1 protein-coding gene is annotated in these 17,346 nt (G+C 75.2%); it reads right to left on the bottom strand.

Features of this window, described 5'->3' with window-relative positions; genetic code table 11:
* Window positions 1-171 precede the first annotated feature (171 nt).
* Window positions 172-17,346: type I polyketide synthase (locus ACZ5OX_RS38520; protein WP_465636779.1), on the bottom strand; the 17,175-nt coding region annotated here is incomplete at its 5' end.

Below are 17,346 nucleotides of genomic sequence, written 5' to 3'. Positions count from 1 at the left end.
TGACGCTATGAAGGGCGGTGAAGGCGGACAACCCCTACCAGCCCCCCTAGGGCCCCCATGACGAAGCGGGGGTCGGGACAATTCCCGACCCCCGCTCAGCGGCCCGAATTCACGACGGATTCATGACGGATTCACGACGGAGAATCCACGGCCATTCGCTCCGAACGGGCGTCATCCCCTCCCGAGGTCGCGGTTGATGAGGGCGAAGAGTTCCTCGTCGCTGGTGGCGTCGAACGCGCTGCCGCCCACCGGCTCGGACTTGCCCGGACCGTCGTCCCACTGGGAGAGCAGCGCCTGCATCCGGACCTTGATCTTCGTCCGGGTCAGGTCGTCCGGCGCGGCGGCCGCCATGGCGGCCTCCAGCCGGTCGAGTTCGCCGAGCAGGTCGGTCGCGCTCGGCGCGCCGTCGGGGGCCAGCTCGGTGCGCAGGTGCCGGGCGAGGGCCAGCGGCGTCGGGTAGTCGAACACCAGCGAGGACGGCAGTCGCAGCCCGCCCAGCAGGTTGAGCCGGTTGCGCAGCTCCACCGCCGTCAGCGAGTCGAAGCCGAGCTCGTTGAACGCCCGGTCGGCCTCGACCTCCTCCACCCCGTGGTGGCCGAGCACCTCGGCCACGTGGGTGCGGACCAGGTCCAACAGCAGCTGCTCCTGGCCGGCCTCCGGCAGCTCGGCGAGCTGCCCGCGCAGCTCGGCCGAGGCCTCGCCGTCGTCCGCCCGGTCCGCGGCGCCGTCGGTGCCCAGCGCCCGCCGGACCTCCGGCAGGTCGCCGATCAGCGGGCTGTGGCGCACCGCCGTGAAGCCGGGCGCGAACAGCGCCCAGTCCACGTCGGCGACGGTGACCGCGGTGTCGCCGTGGTCGAGGGCCGCGCCGAGGGCGGCGATGGCCGTCTCCGGGTCGAGCACCGGCAGGCCGCGGCGGCGCAGCTGCTCCTCCGCGTCGTCCTCGGCGGCCATGCCGCCGCCGCCCCACGGGCCCCACGCCACCGCGGTGGCGGTGAGGCCGGCGGCCCGGCGCTGCTCGGCGAGCGCGTCCAGGAATGCGTTGGCCGCGGCGTATCCGGCTTGGCCGGCACCGCCCCAGGTGGCGGCGATCGAGGAGAACAGGACGAATGCGTCGAGCGGTTCGGAATTCGCGCCGAACAATTCGTCCAGGTGCACCGCTCCGGCCACCTTCGCATTCACCACGTCGGCGAATTCGGAAATTCCGGTGGCACCGATCGGCGAGGCCTGGCTGACCCCTGCCGCGTGCACCACCGCCCGGACCGGGTCGCCGGCCTCGGCGAGCCCGGCGACCAGGGCCGCGAGCGCGGTCCGGTCGGCCGCGTCGCAGGCGGCCAGGGTGACCCGGGCGCCGAGGCCCTCCAGCTCCGCGCGCAGTTCGGCGGCGCCCGGGGCGTCGGCGCCCCGGCGGCTGGTCAGCACCAGGTGCTCGGCGCCGTTGGCGGTCAGCCAGCGGGCGACCCGGGCGCCCAGGGCGCCGGTGCCGCCGGTGACCAGGACGGTGCCGCGGGCCTGCCAGCCGTCGACCGGGCCGGCCGGCAGCGGAGCGCGCTCCAGGCGCCGGACGTACGTGGCGTCGGCGCGCACCGCCAGCTGGTCCTCGCCCTCGCCGGCGGCCAGGGCGGCCGCGAGGCGGCGGCCGCTCCGCTCGTCGAGCGTCGAGGGCAGGTCGATCACACCGCCCCAGCGGTCCGGGTGTTCGAGGGCGGCGGTCCGGCCGAGGCCCCAGATCTGGGCCTGGCCGCCGTGTTCGATCCGCTCGCCGGCTCCGGCGGCGACCGCGCCGCTGGTGGCCAGCCACAGCGGGGCGGCGACGCCGGCCTCGCCGAGCGCCTGGACCAGCCGGACGCTCGCGGTCACGCCCGCCGACAGGGCGGGGTGCTCGGGGTGCGGGCGGTCGTCCAGGGCGAGCAGCGAGAGCACGCCGGTCGGGGCGTCCCCGTCGGCGGCCGCGCCGGCGAGCCGGGCGGCGAAGCCCTCGGCCTGCGCCTCGCCGGTGGCCACCGTCAGCTGCCGGACGTCGGCGCCGTGGCCGCCGAGGGCGTCCGCGGCGGCCTGCGCCAGCTCGGCACCGGGGCCGTCGGCGGGCGCCACCAGCAGCCAGCTGCCGGTGAGCCCGGCTGCCGGGTCCTCCGGCAGGGTCTGCCAGGTGGCCCGGTAGCGCCAGGCGTCCAGGGTGGCGCGCTCCCGGCTCTGCCGGCGCCAGCCGGTCAGTGCGGGAAGCACCTCGCGCAGCGCCGAGCGGTTCTCCTCGGCGACGTCCAGCGTGTCGGCGAGCCGGGCGAGGTCGCCCTGCTCGACGGCCGTCCAGAACCGCTCCTCCGTCGGGTCGCCGCTTGCGGAGGGCGCGGCCGGCGTGTCGGCCGTGACGGCCTCGGGCCAGTAGCGCTGCCGCTGGAAGGCGTACGTGGGCAGGTCGAGCGCCGGCACCGGCCGGTTCCCGTACAGGGCCGGCCAGTCGACGGCCGCCCCCTGGACGTGCAGCCGGGCCACGGCCGCCAGCAGGGTGCGGGCCTCGGGCCGGTCGCCGCGCAGCGCGGGGACGAGGACGGCGTTGCCGTCGGCGTCGACGCAGTCCTGGCCCATGGCGGTGAGCACACCGTCGGGGCCCAGCTCCAGGTACGTGGTCACGCCCTGGGCCTCCAGGGTGCGCATCCCGTCGAGGAAGCGGACCGCCTGGCGGACGTGGCGCACCCAGTACTCGGGCGAGCACAGCTCCTCGGCCGTGGCCATGTCCCCGGTGACGTTGGAGACGACCGGGATGCGCGGGGCGCTGTACGTCAACCCCTCGGCAACGGCCCGGAACTCCTCCAACATCCCGTCCATCAGCGGCGAGTGGAACGCGTGCGAGACGCTCAGCCGCTTGGTCTTCTCGAACTTCCCGGCGATCGCGAGGACTTCGGACTCCTCGCCCGAAACCACCACGGAGGCAGGCCCGTTGATCGCCGCGATGCTCACCTGGGCGGTCAGCAGCGGCAGCACCTCCTCCTCCGAGGCCTTGACCGCCACCATCGCACCGCCCTCCGGAAGCGCCTGCATCAGCCGGCCACGCGCCGCCACCAGGGCGACGGCGTCGTCCAGCGAGACGACACCCGCGACATGCGCGGCCACCAGCTCACCGATCGAGTGGCCCACCAGGAAGTCCGGACGGACCCCCCAGCTCTCGAAGAGCCGGAACAGCGCCACCTCGACCGCGAACAGCGCCACCTGGGTGAACTCCGTCCGGGCCAGGACCGCGGCATCGTCACCGAACACCGCCTCCCTCAGCGGGAGTTCGACCCGCGCGCAGACCGCGTCGAAGGCCTCCGCGAACACCGGGAAGGCCTCGTACAGCTCACGCCCCATCCCCGGACGCTGGCTGCCCTGCCCGGTGAAGGCGACGGCGGTGCGGCCGCTGCGGGCCAGGCCCTGGACGTAGCCGCTGCCGCTGCCGCCGGCGAGGGCGGTCAGGCCGGCGAGCAGCTCGGCACGGTCGGAGCCGAGCACGACGGCCCGGTGTTCGAACGTCGAGCGGGTCGCCGCCAGCGCGTGGCCGAGGTCGGCCGGCGCGAGGCCGGGGTTGTCCTCGACGAAGCCGCGCAGCCGCTCGGCCTGGGCCCGCAGGGCCGCCTTGCCGCGGGCGGAGAGCACCCAGGGCAGCGCGTCGGCTGCCGGTCCTTCCGCGTCGCGGTCGACGGCCGGCTCGGCCTGGTCGGCCGTCGGGGCCTGCTCGATGAGGACGTGGGCGTTGGTGCCGGAGACACCGAAGGAGGAGACGCCCGCGCGGCGCGGCGCACCGGTCTCGGGCCAGTCCCTGGCCTCGGTGAGCAGCTCGACCGCGCCCGCCGACCAGTCGACGTTCGGCGTCGGCTCGTCCACGTGCAGGGTCTTCGGCAGGACGCCGTGCCGCATCGCCATCACCATCTTGATGATGCCGCCGACGCCGGCCGCCGCCTGGGTGTGGCCGATGTTGGACTTCAGCGAGCCCAGCCAGAGCGGCTCGCCGTTCTCGCCGCGCTCCTGGCCGTAGGTGGCCAGCAGCGCCTGCGCCTCGATCGGGTCGCCGAGGCGGGTGCCGGTGCCGTGCGCCTCGACCACGTCGACCTGGCCGGGGGTCAGGCGGGCGTTGGCGAGGGCCTGGCGGATGACGCGCTGCTGGGCCGGGCCGTTGGGGGCGGTCAGGCCGTTGCTGGCGCCGTCCTGGTTGACGGCGGAGCCGCGGACGACCGCCAGCACGCGGTGGCCGTTGCGGCGGGCGTCGGACAGGCGCTCCAGCAGGAGCATGCCCGCGCCCTCGCCCCAGCCGGTGCCGTCCGCCGCCGCGGCGAAGGACTTGCAGCGGCCGTCGGCGGCCAGGCCGCGCTGGCGGCTGAACTCGACGAACACACCCGGGGTCGAGGTGATGATCACACCGCCGGCCAGGGCGAGCGAGCACTCGCCGCTGCGCAGCGACTGGGCCGCCAGGTGCAGGGCGACCAGCGAGGAGGAGCAGGCGGTGTCCACCGTCACCGCCGGGCCCTCGAGCCCGAAGGTGTAGGAGATCCGGCCGGAGGCGACGCTCGCCGCGTTTCCGGTCCCGACCAGACCCTCGGCCTCCTGCGAACCCTCCAGCAGCGGCGCGTAGTCCTGGCCGTTGGTGCCGGCGAAGACGCCGACCCGGTCGCCGCGCACGGCGGCGGGGTCGATCCCGGCCCGCTCGAACGCCTCCCAGGTGACCTCCAGCAGCAGCCGCTGCTGCGGGTCCATGGCGAGCGCCTCGCGCGGCGAGATGCCGAAGAACATCGGGTCGAACTGCGCCGCGTCGTGCAGGAACCCGCCCTCACGGGCGTAGCTCTTGCCGCTCTTCGCCGGGTCCGGGTCGTACAGCCCGGCCAGGTCCCAGCCTCGGTCGGTCGGGAACGCGGTCACCGCGTCGGTGCCCTCCGACACCAGCCGCCACAGGTCCTCGGGCGACTGGACGCCGCCCGGGTAGCGGCAGGCCATCGCGACGATCGCGATCGGGTCGTCGTCCTCGGCCGAGAGACGGACCGCCACCGGCAGGCCGTCGCCGTCCTGGGCGCCGAGCACCCGCGAGCGCAGGTGGTCGGCCAGGGCGGTGGCGTTCGGGTGGTCGAAGACCAGGGTCGGCGACAGCTTCAGTCCGGTCTCCCCGGCGAGGCGCTTGCTCAGCTCCACCGCGATCAGCGAGTCGAAGCCGAGCTCCTGGAACGCCCGGGTGGGCTCCACCGCGTCCAGGGCGGTGTGGCCGAGGACGGCCGCCACCTCGGAGCGGACGAAGTCCAGCAGCACCCGGTCACGGTCCGCCGCGGGCACCTGCGCCAGCCGCTGGGCCAGCGAGGAGTCCGCGCCGGCCGGGACGGCCCGGGCGAGTTCACGCACCTCGGGCAGGTCGCCGATCAGCAGGCCGGGCCGGTTCGCGGTGTAGCCGAGCGCGAAGCGCGCCCAGTCCACGTCCGCCACCAACGGGGCGCCGTCCGGCTCCGCGAGGGCGCCCGGCAGTGCCGCCAGCGCCGCCCGCGCGGTCAGCGGGCGCAGGCCCGCCCGCTCCCACGCACCGGTGGTCCCGGCGCGCTCGGCGTCCTCGGCCCACGGGCCCCAGGCGATCACCGTCGCCGGCAGCCCGGCCGCGCGGCGCTCGGCGGCCAGGGCCGCCAGCTCCGCATGCGCGACCGCGTCCACGCCGTGTCCGACGCCGCCGAGGACGCCGACCGCCGTGGAGCAGACCACGAACGCGGTCAGCGGCAGTGCGGCCGTCAGCTCGTGCAGCGCGCGCACCTCGGCGACCCGCTCGCGCACGGCCGCCGCCAACTCCCGCGGCGGGACGCCGTCCACGGCCCCGACCGGGGTCGCGGCACCGGCGTGCACCACGGCGGTCACCGGGTGGCGCTCCAGCAGCGCGGCGAGCGCGGCGCGGTCGCCGGCCGGGGCGTCGACGACGGTGACCGGCACGCCGAACTCGGCCCGCAGCGCCTCCTCGTCCCGCTCCGTCCGGCCGGCCAGCACCAGGTGCTCGGCCCCGCCGGCGGCCAGGCGGGCGGCCAGCCGCTCGCCGACCACGCCGTCGGCGCCGCAGACCAGCACCGTCCCGGCCCCGTCCCACCACCGGTCGCCCGGCAGCGGGCGGCGCGCCGCCCGGACCAGGCGCGGCACCGACACGCCCGAGGAGCGCAGCACCAGCTGGTCCTCGCCGTCGGCGGCGCCCAGCACCTCGGTGAACCGGCCGAGCACCCGCTCGTCCAGTTCCTCCGGCAGATCGATCAGACCGCCCCAGGCCTGCGGCGCCTCCAGCGCCAGCACCCGGCCGAGGCCCCACAGCCGCGCCCGCTCCGGGCGCACCGGCCCGTCGGCGTCGATCGCCGCGCCGCCCCGGGTGGCCACCCACAGCGGGGCGGTCACACCGGCGTCGGCCAGCGCCTGCACCAGTGCGCCGGTCCGGGCCAGCAGGTCCTCGTCCCCGGCCCGCTCGGCCGGCACCGCCAGCAGGGACAGCACCCCGGTCAGGGCGCGGTCCTGCAGCAGGGCCCGGCCGAGCCGCGCCGCCGTCTCGCCGCGGTCGAGGCCTTCCTCGGCCAGCGGCAGCACCAGCAGTTCGGCGCCGGCCTCGGCGACCGACCGCCGGACGGCCAGGACGTCGGCGTCCTGCGCCCGCTCGGCGGGCACCACGACCAGCCAGGTGCCGGTCGGCGCCCCGGCGGCCGGGGTGACCGGCTGCCAGGCGATCCGGTAGGCCGAGTCGGCGGCCTCGGCGAGTTCGCGCAGGCCCCGGTGCCAGGAGGACATCGCGGGCAGCACCGCGCTCAGCGGCTGGTCCCCGGTGACGTCCAGGGTCCGGGCCAGCCCGGCGAGGTCCCCCTCGTCCACGGCCGCCCAGAACGCGCTCTCCGCCGGGTCCCGGTGGGCGTCGGCCGGCGCGGCCTGGGCCGTGCCGGGGCCGCCGAGCCAGTACTGCTCGCGCTGGAAGGCGTAGGTCGGCAGGTCCACCCGGCGGGCACCGGTGCCCGCGAACAGCGCCGACCAGTCCGGCGTCACACCGTGCACGTGCAGGGCGGCCAGCGCCTCCAGCGCGGTCCGCGCCTCGGGCCGCTCGGCGCGCAGGGCGGCGGCGAAGGCCGCGTCCTGCCCGTCGACGCAGTCCTGGGCGAGGGCGGTGAGCACACCGTCGGGGCCGAGTTCCAGGTACGTGGTGACGCCCTGGGCCTCCAGCGTCCGCATGCCGTCGGCGAAGCGGACCGCCTCGCGGACGTGGCGCACCCAGTACGCGGGCGAGCACAGCTCCTCCGCCGTGGCCAGCTCACCGGTCACGTCGGAGACGACCGGGATCACCGGCTCGGCGTAGGCCAGGCCCTCGGCGACGGCCGAGAACTCCGCCAACATGCCGTCCATCAGCGGCGAGTGGAACGCGTGGCTGACGTGCAGCCGCTTGGTCTTCCCGAACTGCCCGGCGATGGCGAGCACTTCACCCTCGTCGCCCGAAATCACCACGGAGGTCGGGCCGTTGATGGCCGCGATGCTGACGTTCTCGGTGAGCAGCGGCAGGATCTCGGCCTCGGCGGCCTTGACCGCGACCATCGCGCCGCCCTCGGGCAGCGCCTGCATCAGGCGGCCACGGGCCGATACCAGCGTGACGGCGTCGTCCAGCGAGAGGACACCCGCGACGTGCGCGGCCGCCAGCTCGCCCACCGAGTGCCCGACCAGGACGTCCGGCCGCACACCCCAGCTCTCGTACAGCCGGAACAGCGCCACCTCGACGGCGAACAGCGCCGGCTGGGTGAACTCCGTACGGGCGAGAACCGCGGCGTCATCGCCGAACACGGCGTCACGCAGCGGCAGTTCGACCCGCGCACAGACCGCGTCGAAGGCGTCCGCGAAGACCGGGAAGGCCTCGTACAGCTCCCGGCCCATACCGAGCCGCTGGCTGCCCTGACCGGTGAACAGGAACGCGAGCTTCCCGCCGCGCGGGGTGCCGCGCAGCAGCCCGGCGGCCGTACCACCCTCCGCCAGGGCCGCGAGCGAGCGCAGCAGCTCCGCCCGGTCGTCCGCGAGCAGCACCGCGCGACGGTTCAGGTCGGTGCGGCCGACCGCGAGCGAGTAGGCCAGGTCGGCCGGGCGCAGCCCGCCGTCGGCGGCCACCCGCGCGCTCAGCCGTCGGGCCTGGTCGCGCAGTGCGACCTCGGTGCGGCCGGACAGCGCCACGAGCACGGGGCCCTCGACCCCGACAGCCTCGGCCGGCTCGGCCGACTCCGCCTGCTCCGGCTCCACGGCCGGGGCGTGCTCCAGGATGACGTGGGCGTTGGTGCCGCTCACGCCGAAGGCCGACACACCGGCCCGGCGCGGCCGCCCGGTCTGCGGCCAGTCCCGCTGCTCACGCAGCAGTTCCACCGCGCCGGCCGTCCAGTCGACGTGCGTGGACGGCTCGTCCACGTGCAGCGTCCGCGGCAGGACGGCGTGTTGCATGGCCAGCACCATCTTGATCACGCCCGCCACACCGGCGGCCGACTGGGTGTGGCCGAGGTTGGACTTCAACGAGCCCAGCCACAGCGGCTCGTCGTCCTCGCCGCGCTCCTGGCCGTAGGTGGCCAGCAGCGCCTGCGCCTCGATCGGGTCGCCCAGCACCGTGCCGGTGCCGTGCGCCTCGACCACGTCGACCTCGCCGCCGGACAGCCCGGCGTCGGCCAGCGCCGCGCGGATCACCCGCTGCTGCGACGGCCCGTTCGGCGCGCTCAGCCCGTTGCTGGCGCCGTCCTGGTTGACGGCGGAGCCCCGGACGACGGCGAGCACGGGGTGCCCGTTGCGCCGCGCGTCGGACAGCCGCTCCAGCAGCACCAGGCCCGCGCCCTCCGACCAGCCGGTGCCGTCGGCGGCCTCGGCGAACGGCTTGCACCGCCCGTCGGCGGCCAGCCCGCGCTGGCGGCTGAACTCGACGAACGCGCCCGGCGTCGCCATCACGGCGACACCGCCGGCCAGCGCCATCGAGCACTCGCCGCCGCGCAGGGCCTGCGCCGCGAGGTGCAGGGCGACCAGCGAGGAGGAGCAGGCGGTGTCGATGGTGACCGCCGGGCCCTCCAGACCGAAGGCGTACGCCATCCGGCCGGAGATCACACTGCCCGCGTTGCCCGTGAGCAGGTGGCCCTCCACGCCCTCCGGCAGCTCGGTCAGGCCGGAGCCGTAACCCGAGGGCGCGGCACCGAGGAAGACGCCGACCTGGTCGCCGCGCAGGGCCGCCGGGTCGATGCCCGCCCGCTCGAACGCCTCCCACGAGGTCTCCAGCAGCAGACGCTGCTGCGGATCCATCGCGAGGGCCTCACGCGGGCTGATGCCGAAGAACTCGGCGTCGAAGCGGCCCGCGTCGTACAGGAACCCGCCCTCGCGGGCGTAGCTGGTCCCGGCGTGCTCCGGGTCCGGGTGGTAGATCCCCTCCAGGTCCCAGCCGCGGTCGGCCGGGAAGCCGGCCACGGCGTCACCGCCGGCGGCCAGCAGCTGCCACAGCTCCTCGGGGGACCGCACGCCGCCGGGGTAGCGGCAGCTCATCGCGACGATCGCGATCGGGTCGTCCTCCCGGGCGGTGGTGGCCACGACCGTCCCGGTGACCGGCTCGTCCTCGGCACCGAGCAGTTCGGTGCGCAGCAGGGCGGCCAGGGCGGCCGGGGTCGGGTGGTCGAACACCAGCGTGGCGGGCAGGCGCAGGCCGGTGGCCGCGTTGAGGCGGTTGCGCACCTCGACGGCGGTCAGCGAGTCGAAGCCCAGCTCCCGGAAGGCCCGGGCCGGGTCGACCTCGGCGGCCGAACCGTAGCCGAGGACCGCGGCGGCCTCGGTGCGGACCAGGTCCAGCAGGACCCGGTCACGGTCGCCCGCCGGCAGGCCGGTCAGCTTCCGCAGCAGCGGCGAGCCGCCGTCCGCGCGGGTGCCCGCGCCGGCGTCGGCCGCCAGCGCGGCCAGGGCCTCCGGCACCTCCGCGATCAGCGGACGCGGCCGGGCGGCCGCGAAGGCCGGGGCGAACCGCTGCCAGTCGACGTCGGCCACGGCCAGGAACGTCTCGTCCTGCTCCAGCGCCTGCCGCAGCACGGTCAGCGCCAGCTCCGGGTCCATCGGCACCAGGCCGCGGCGGCGCATCTGCTCGCCCGCCGTGCCGTCCGACATCCCGCCCTCGGCCCAGGCGCCCCAGGCCACCGACGTGGCCGTCAGGCCGCGCTCGCGCCGCATGCGCGCGATCGCGTCCAGGCCGGCGTTGGCCGCGGCGTACGAGCCCTGGCCGCCACCGCCCCAGACCCCCGCGTTGGAGGAGAAGAGGACGAAGGCGTCCAGCTCGGTGTCCCCGAGCAGCTCGTCCAGGTGCCGCGCGCCGGCGATCTTCGCCTGGGCGTTCGCGGCCAGCTCGGCCGCACCGGTGACGGCCAGCGGCACCGAGTCCCCGACACCGGCGGCGTGCATCACCGCCCGCACCGGCTCGCCCTGCCCGGCCAGACCCGCGACCAGCTCGGCCACCGCCGCCCGGTCCGCGACGTCGCACGCGGCGACCGTCACCCGGGCACCGAGGCCCAGCAGCTCCTCACGCAGCTCGGCCGCGCCGGGCGCGTCCAGGCCCCGACGGCTGGTCAGCACCAGGTGCTCGGCGCCGTTCTCGGCCAGCCAGCGGGCGACGTGGGCACCGATCGCCCCCGTACCGCCGGTGACCAGCACCGTGCCGCGCGGCTGCCACGCCCCGACGGCCGGCGCGTCGCCCAGCGGGGCGCGCCTCAACCGTCGGACGAACACGCCCGAGGAGCGGACGGCCGCCTGGTCCTCGTCACCGATCCCCGCCAGGACAGCGGCGACCCGCGCCCGGGAGCGCGCGTCCAGCTCGGCCGGCAGGTCCAGCAGGCCGCCCCAGCACTCCGGGTGCTCCAGTCCGGCCACCCGGCCCAGGCCCCAGACCTGCGCCTGCGCCGCGCTGTGCAGCCTGTCGGCACCACCGGTCGCGATCGCGCCCCGGGTCGCCAGCCAGAGCCGGAGGCCACCGTTCGCGCCGCCGTTCAGGCCACCGTTGACGCCGCCGTGCTCGGCGACGGCCCGGACCAGGTCGACGGTGTCGACCAAACCGGACGCGACCACCGGGTACTCGGCGTGCGGCGCCTCGTCCAGCGCGAGCAGCGACAGCACGCCGGACGGCGTCACGCCCTCCTCGGCGGCCGTGGCGAGAGCCGCGGCCAGGGCAGCGACCGCCCCGCCCGCCTCGACCCGCAGCACGCTCGGCTGCGCACCGTGCTCGGCCAGCAGCTCGGCGACCGCGGCCGGCAGCGGGTCCTCCGCTCCGAGGGAGGCGGGCACGAGGACCAGCCAGCCGCCGGTCAGCGTGCCGGTCGGCACCTCGGCGAGCGGCTTCCAGTCCACCCGGTAGCGCCAGCTGTCCACCGTGGAGTGGTCGCGCTGCTGACGGCGCCAGGCCGAGAGCAGCGGCAGGGCAGCGGCCAGGGCGGCACCGTCACCGGACGCCTCCAGGTCCAACTGCCGCACCAGCGTGTCGAGATCGCCGCTCTCCACGGCTTCCCAGAAGCGGCTGTCGGCCGGGGAGGCGGCCGCCGTGCCGGCGACCGCCGGGGTGGCGGCGGGCTTCGGCCAGTAGTGCTCGCGCTGGAAGGCGTAGGTCGGCAGGTCGACGCGGCGGGCCGTGGGGAACTGGGCGGTCCAGTCGACGGTGGCGCCGTTGGACCAGGCCTCGGCGAGGGCGGTCAGGAAACGCTCCCGGCCGCCCTGGTCACGGCGCAGGGTGCCCTGGACGCTCGCCTCGGCGCCGGCGGCGTCGACGGCCTCCTGGATGCCGACGGTCAGCACCGGGTGGGCGCTCACCTCGACGAACTGCGAGTGGCCCGAGGCCAGCAGGGCCTCGATGGTCGCCGCGAACTCCACCGTCTGGCGCAGGTTGCGGTACCAGTACGCGCCGTCCAGCGAAGCGCTGTCGATCAGTTCACCGGTGACGGTGGAGTGGAACGGCACCTCCGGAACGCGCGGGGCGACCGGGGCCAGCAGCTCCGCGAGACGGGCCTCGATGCGCTCGACGTGCGCCGAGTGCGACGCGTAGTCCACCGCGATCCGACGCGCCCGGATCTCCTGCCCGGCGCAGTGCTCCATCAGCTCGTCCAGGGCACCGGCGTCACCGGAAACCACCACCGAGCTCGGGCCGTTGACCGCCGCGACGGACAAGCCCTCACGGCCCTCCAGGAGTTCACGCACCTGCTCGGCGGGCAGCGGCACGGACACCATCCCGCCCAGCCCGGACAGTTCGATGATCGCCTGGCTGCGCAGCGCCACCACCAGCGCCGCGTCCTCCAGCGACAGCGCACCGGAGACGGCAGCGGCGGCAATCTCGCCCTGCGAGTGCCCCACCACCGCCGACGGCTCCACACCGTACGAACGCCACAGCTCGGCGAGCGAGACCATCACGGCGAACAGCACCGGCTGAACCACGTCCACCCGCTCCATCCACCCGCCGTCCTCACCCGAGACGACCTCCAGCAGCTCCCAATCCACATACGGAGCAAGCGCCTTGGCGCACTCCTCCATCCGGGAACGGAACACCGGCTCATCCGCCAGCAGCCCCTGCGCCATGCCCAGCCACTGCGAACCCTGGCCCGGGAAGACCATGACGACCTTGCCGCCCGATCCGGAACCCCGGACCACCGACGAAGCGCTCTCCCCTGCGGCCAGCGCACGGAGACCGGCGAGCAGCTCGTCCCGCCCGTCGCCGACCACCACGGCCTTGTGCTCGAACACCGCCCGCGAGGACACCAGCGAGTAGCCGACGTCCGCCGGCCGCTCGTCCGCGACCGCCGCCAGCAGGCGCTGCGCCTGCTCCTGCAGCGCGGCCTCGGTACGACCCGACAGAGCCCAGGGCAGCACGCCCGCGGCCTCGTCGGCCGGAGCGGCCTCGATCGGAGCGGCCTCGGGGGCCTGCTCGATGATGGCGTGGGCGTTGGTGCCGCTGAAGCCGAAGGAGGAGACGGCCGCGCGACGCGGACGTCCGGTCTCCGGCCACGGCCGGGCCTCGGTCAGCAGCTCCACCGCGCCGGAGGCCCAGTCGATGTGCGGGGACGGCTCGTTGACGTGCAGCGTCTGCGGCAGCACGCCGTGCCGCATCGCCATCACCATCTTGATGATGCCACCGACACCGGCCGCCGCCTGGGTGTGACCGATGTTGGACTTCAACGACCCCAGCCACAGCGGCTCTTGGGCACGCTCCTGGCCGTAGGTCGTCAGCAGCGCCTGCGCCTCGATCGGGTCGCCCAGCGAGGTGCCGGTGCCGTGCGCCTCGACCGCGTCGACCTGCTCGGCCGACAGTCCGGCGTTGGCCAGGGCCTGGCGGATCACCCGCTGCTGGGACGGGCCGTTCGGGGCGGTCAGCCCGTTGCTGGCACCGTCCTGGTTGATCGCACTGCCACGGACCACCGCGAGAACCTGGTGCCCGTTGCGCTGCGCGTCGGACAGCCGCTCCAGCACGAGCATGCCGACACCCTCACCCCAGCCGGTGCCGTCCGCGTCGGCCGAGAAGGCCTTGCAGCGGCCGTCGACCGAGAGGCCGCGCTGGCGGCTGAACTCGATGAACGCGCCCGGGGTGGCCATCACGGTCACACCGCCGGCCAGCGCCATCGTGCACTCGCCGCTGCGCAGGGCCTGGATGGCCCAGTGCAGGGCGACCAGCGAGGAGGAGCAGGCCGTGTCGACGGTGACCGCCGGGCCCTCAAGACCGAAGGTGTACGCCAGACGCCCGGAGACCACGCTGCCCGCGTTGCCCGTACCGAGGTGCCCCTCGACGTCCTCCTCCGCGCTGGTCAGCACCGAGGTGTAGTCGTGGTACATCACACCGGCGAAGACGCCGGTCGCGCTGCCGCGCAGGGTGGCCGGGTCGATGCCGGCCCCCTCGAAGGCCTCCCAGGAGGTTTCGAGCAGCAGGCGCTGCTGCGGGTCCATGGTGAGCGCCTCGCGCGGGGAGATCCCGAAGAACCGCGCGTCGAAGCGGCCCGCGTCGTGCAGGAAGCCACCCTCGCGGGCGTAGCTCGTCCCCTGGTGCTCCGGGTCCGGGTGGTAGAGCGCGTCGAGGTCCCAGCCGCGGTCGGTCGGGAACGACGTGATGCCGTCACCGCCCTCCGCAACCAGACGCCACAGGTCCTCGGGCGAGGCGACCCCGCCCGGGTAACGGCAGGCCATGCCGACGATCGCGATCGGCTCGTCCACGACCGTCGTGGACAGCACCTCGGCCACCACCGGGGCCTCACCCACGAGTTCGTCGCGGATGAAGTCGGCCAGCGCGGCGGGCGTCGGGTAGTCGAACACCAGCGTGGCCGGCAGCCGCAGGCCGGTGGCCGCGTTGAGACGGTTGCGCAGCTCGACCGCCGTCAGCGAGTCGAAGCCCAACTCCCGGAAGGCCCGGGCCGGGTCGACCTCGGCGGCCGAACCGTGCCCCAGAACCTCGGCCACCTGCGTACGGACCACCTCGCGGACGGTCTCGTCGCGGCGCGCGGACGGCAGGGCCAGCAGGCGCTCCGCCAGCGAACCGGCGGCTGCGGTGCTGCCGCTCGCGGCGGTCCGGCGACGCGGCGTACGGACGAGTCCGCGCAGCAGCGGCGGAACGTCGCTGCTTCCGACCGCCGTGACGGGGTCGAGGTGCATGGGGACGACCAGGGCGCGCTCCAGGGTGAGCGCACCGTCGAACAGGGCCAGACCCTCCTGCGACCGCAGCGGCGCCACGCCGGCCCGGGCCAGGCGACGAACGTCGGCCTCACTCAGGCTGGTGGCCATGCCGCCGTCCTCGGCCCACAGACCCCACGCCAGCGACATGCCGGGCAGGCCGGTGGCGCGGCGCTGCTCGGCGAGCGCGTCCAGGAACGCGTTCGCGGCTGCGTAGTTGCCCTGGCCTGCGGCGCCGAAGACGCCGGAGGCGGAGGAGAACAGGACGAACGCCGACAGGTCCATTCCGGCGGTCAGCTCGTGCAGGATCACCGCCGCGTCCACCTTCGGACGCAGCACCGCCGACAACCGCTCCGGCGTCAGCGACGACACCAGGCCGTCGTCAAGGACGCCGGCGGTGTGGACCACCGCGGACAGCGAACGGCCTTCCAGCATGCGGGCGACAGCGTCGCGGTCGGACACGTCGCACGCGACAACGTCCACCTCGGCGCCCAACCCGGCCAGCTCGTCACGAAGTTCGGCAGCACCCGGCGCGCCCAGGCCGCGGCGGCTGGTCAGCACCAGACTCCGCACCCCGTGCGCCGTGACCAGGTGCCGGGCCACCAGCGAACCGAGACCACCCGTACCACCCGTGACGAGGACCGTACCCTCGCCCAGCGACACGCCGTTGTCCGGTTCGGTAGCGACGCGCACCAGACGCGGCGCGAACGCCACGCCCCCACGCACCGCCACCTGCGGCTCACCGGACTCGACAACACCCGACGGCAGCTCCGCACCGGACTCCAGGTCCACCAGCACCAGCCGGTCCGGGTTCTCCGACTGCGCCGAGCGCACCAGACCCCAGACCACCGACTCCGCCAGACCCGCAACACCCGACGCCGCATCCACAGCGACAGCGCCACGCGTCACCACGACCAGCTTCGAAGCGGCGAACCGCTCCTCCGCCAGCCACTCCTGCACCAGCTCCAGCGCACGGACCGCAGCCGCGTGCACCTCCTCGGCACCGGAATTGTCCGCAGAACCGAACTCCACCGCCACCAGCGACGGCACGACCTCCACCGCATCCAGCTCCGCGAGGTCACCCACCACGAGGACCTCGCGGCCCGTCTCACCGAACGCAACCTGCGCCCAGTCGACACCGAACAGCGAGTCAGTCGACCCACCCGCGGCCGTCAGCTGCCCGGCGACCACCGGCCGCAGAGCCAGCGAACCGACCGTGCCGACCGGCTGCCCCTCGGCGTCCGCGAGCGTCAGCGACACCGCGTCCGTACCGGCGGACACCAGCCGCACCCGCAGCGCGTCCGCACCCGAAGCGTGCAGCTCGACACCAGCCCACGCGAACGGCAGGTGCGCCTGTCCCTCGGCCCGGACGAACCCGCCCAGACCCACAGCCTGCACCGCCGCGTCCAGCAGCGCCGGGTGCACACCGAACGACCCGGCATCCCCGCTCACCGCCTCCGGCAGCACGACCTCGACGAACACCTCGCCATCCCGACGCCACGCCGACCGCAGGCCCTGGAACGCCGGCCCGTACACCAGCCCGGCCTCCGCCAGACCCCGCGCGAACGCCTCCACGTCCACGGCCTCGGCACCCGCCGGCGGCCACTCCACCAGATCCGCACCCTCAGCGACCGACGCACCCTCCGTCAGCACACCCGAGACATGACGCGTCCAGAGGCCGTCCTCACCGGAGCCCTCGGCCCGCGAGTGGACCGTCACCGAACGACGGCCCTCACCATCGGGCTCTCCGACCCGGACCTGGACCTGCACACCGCCCGACTCCGGAAGCACCAGCGGCGCCTCCAGCGTCAGCTCCTCCACCAGCGAGCAACCCACCTGGTCGCCGGCCCGCAGCGCGAGCTCGACAAAGGCGGTCCCGGGCAGGATCACCGAACCCAGCACCGTGTGATCGGCCAGCCAGGCGTGCGACTGGAGCGAGAGCCGGCCGGTGAACAGCACACCGTCCGCATCGGCCAGCGACACCGCCGCACCCAACAGCGGGTGGTCCGCCGCACCCAGGCCGGCGGACTGGACATCCCCGGTCAGAGCGGGGGCGTGGAGCCAGAACCACTCGCGGTCGAAGGCGTACGTCGGCAGGTCGACTCGCCGGGCACCGGCCTCCGCGAAGAACCCTCGCCAGTCGACCTGGGCGCCCTCGACGTGCGCGGTGACGAGCGCCGTCAGCGCGGTCTGCACCTCCGGGCGCTCGGCACGCAGCGCGGGCACGAACACGCCCTGCTCAACGCACTCCTGGCCCATGGCCGACAGCACACCGTCCGGGCCGAGCTCGACGAAGGTGGTGACGCCCTGAGCCTCCAGGGTCCGCATGCCGTCGGCGAAGCGGACCGCCTGGCGGACATGCCGGACCCAGTACTCGGGCGAGCACAGCTCCTCCGCCGTGGCCGGCTCACCCGTCACGTTGGACACGACCGGGATGACCGGCTCTGCGTAGCTCAGGCCCTCGGCGACGGCCCGGAACTCCGCCAACATGCCGTCCATCAGCGGCGAGTGGAACGCGTGCGAGACCTTGAGCTTCTTGCTCTTCTCGAACCGACCGGCGATGGCGAGGACTTCGGCCTCGTCACCCGAAATCACCACCGAAGTGGGCCCGTTGATAGCGGCGATGCTGACGTTCTCGGTGAGCAGCGGCAGGACGTCGGCCTCGGTGGCCTTGACCGCGACCATCGCGCCGCCCTCGGGCAGCGCCTGCAT

The organism is Kitasatospora sp. NPDC032121 (assembly GCF_055580145.1).
This window is presented reverse-complemented; position numbering and strand designations above follow the sequence as displayed.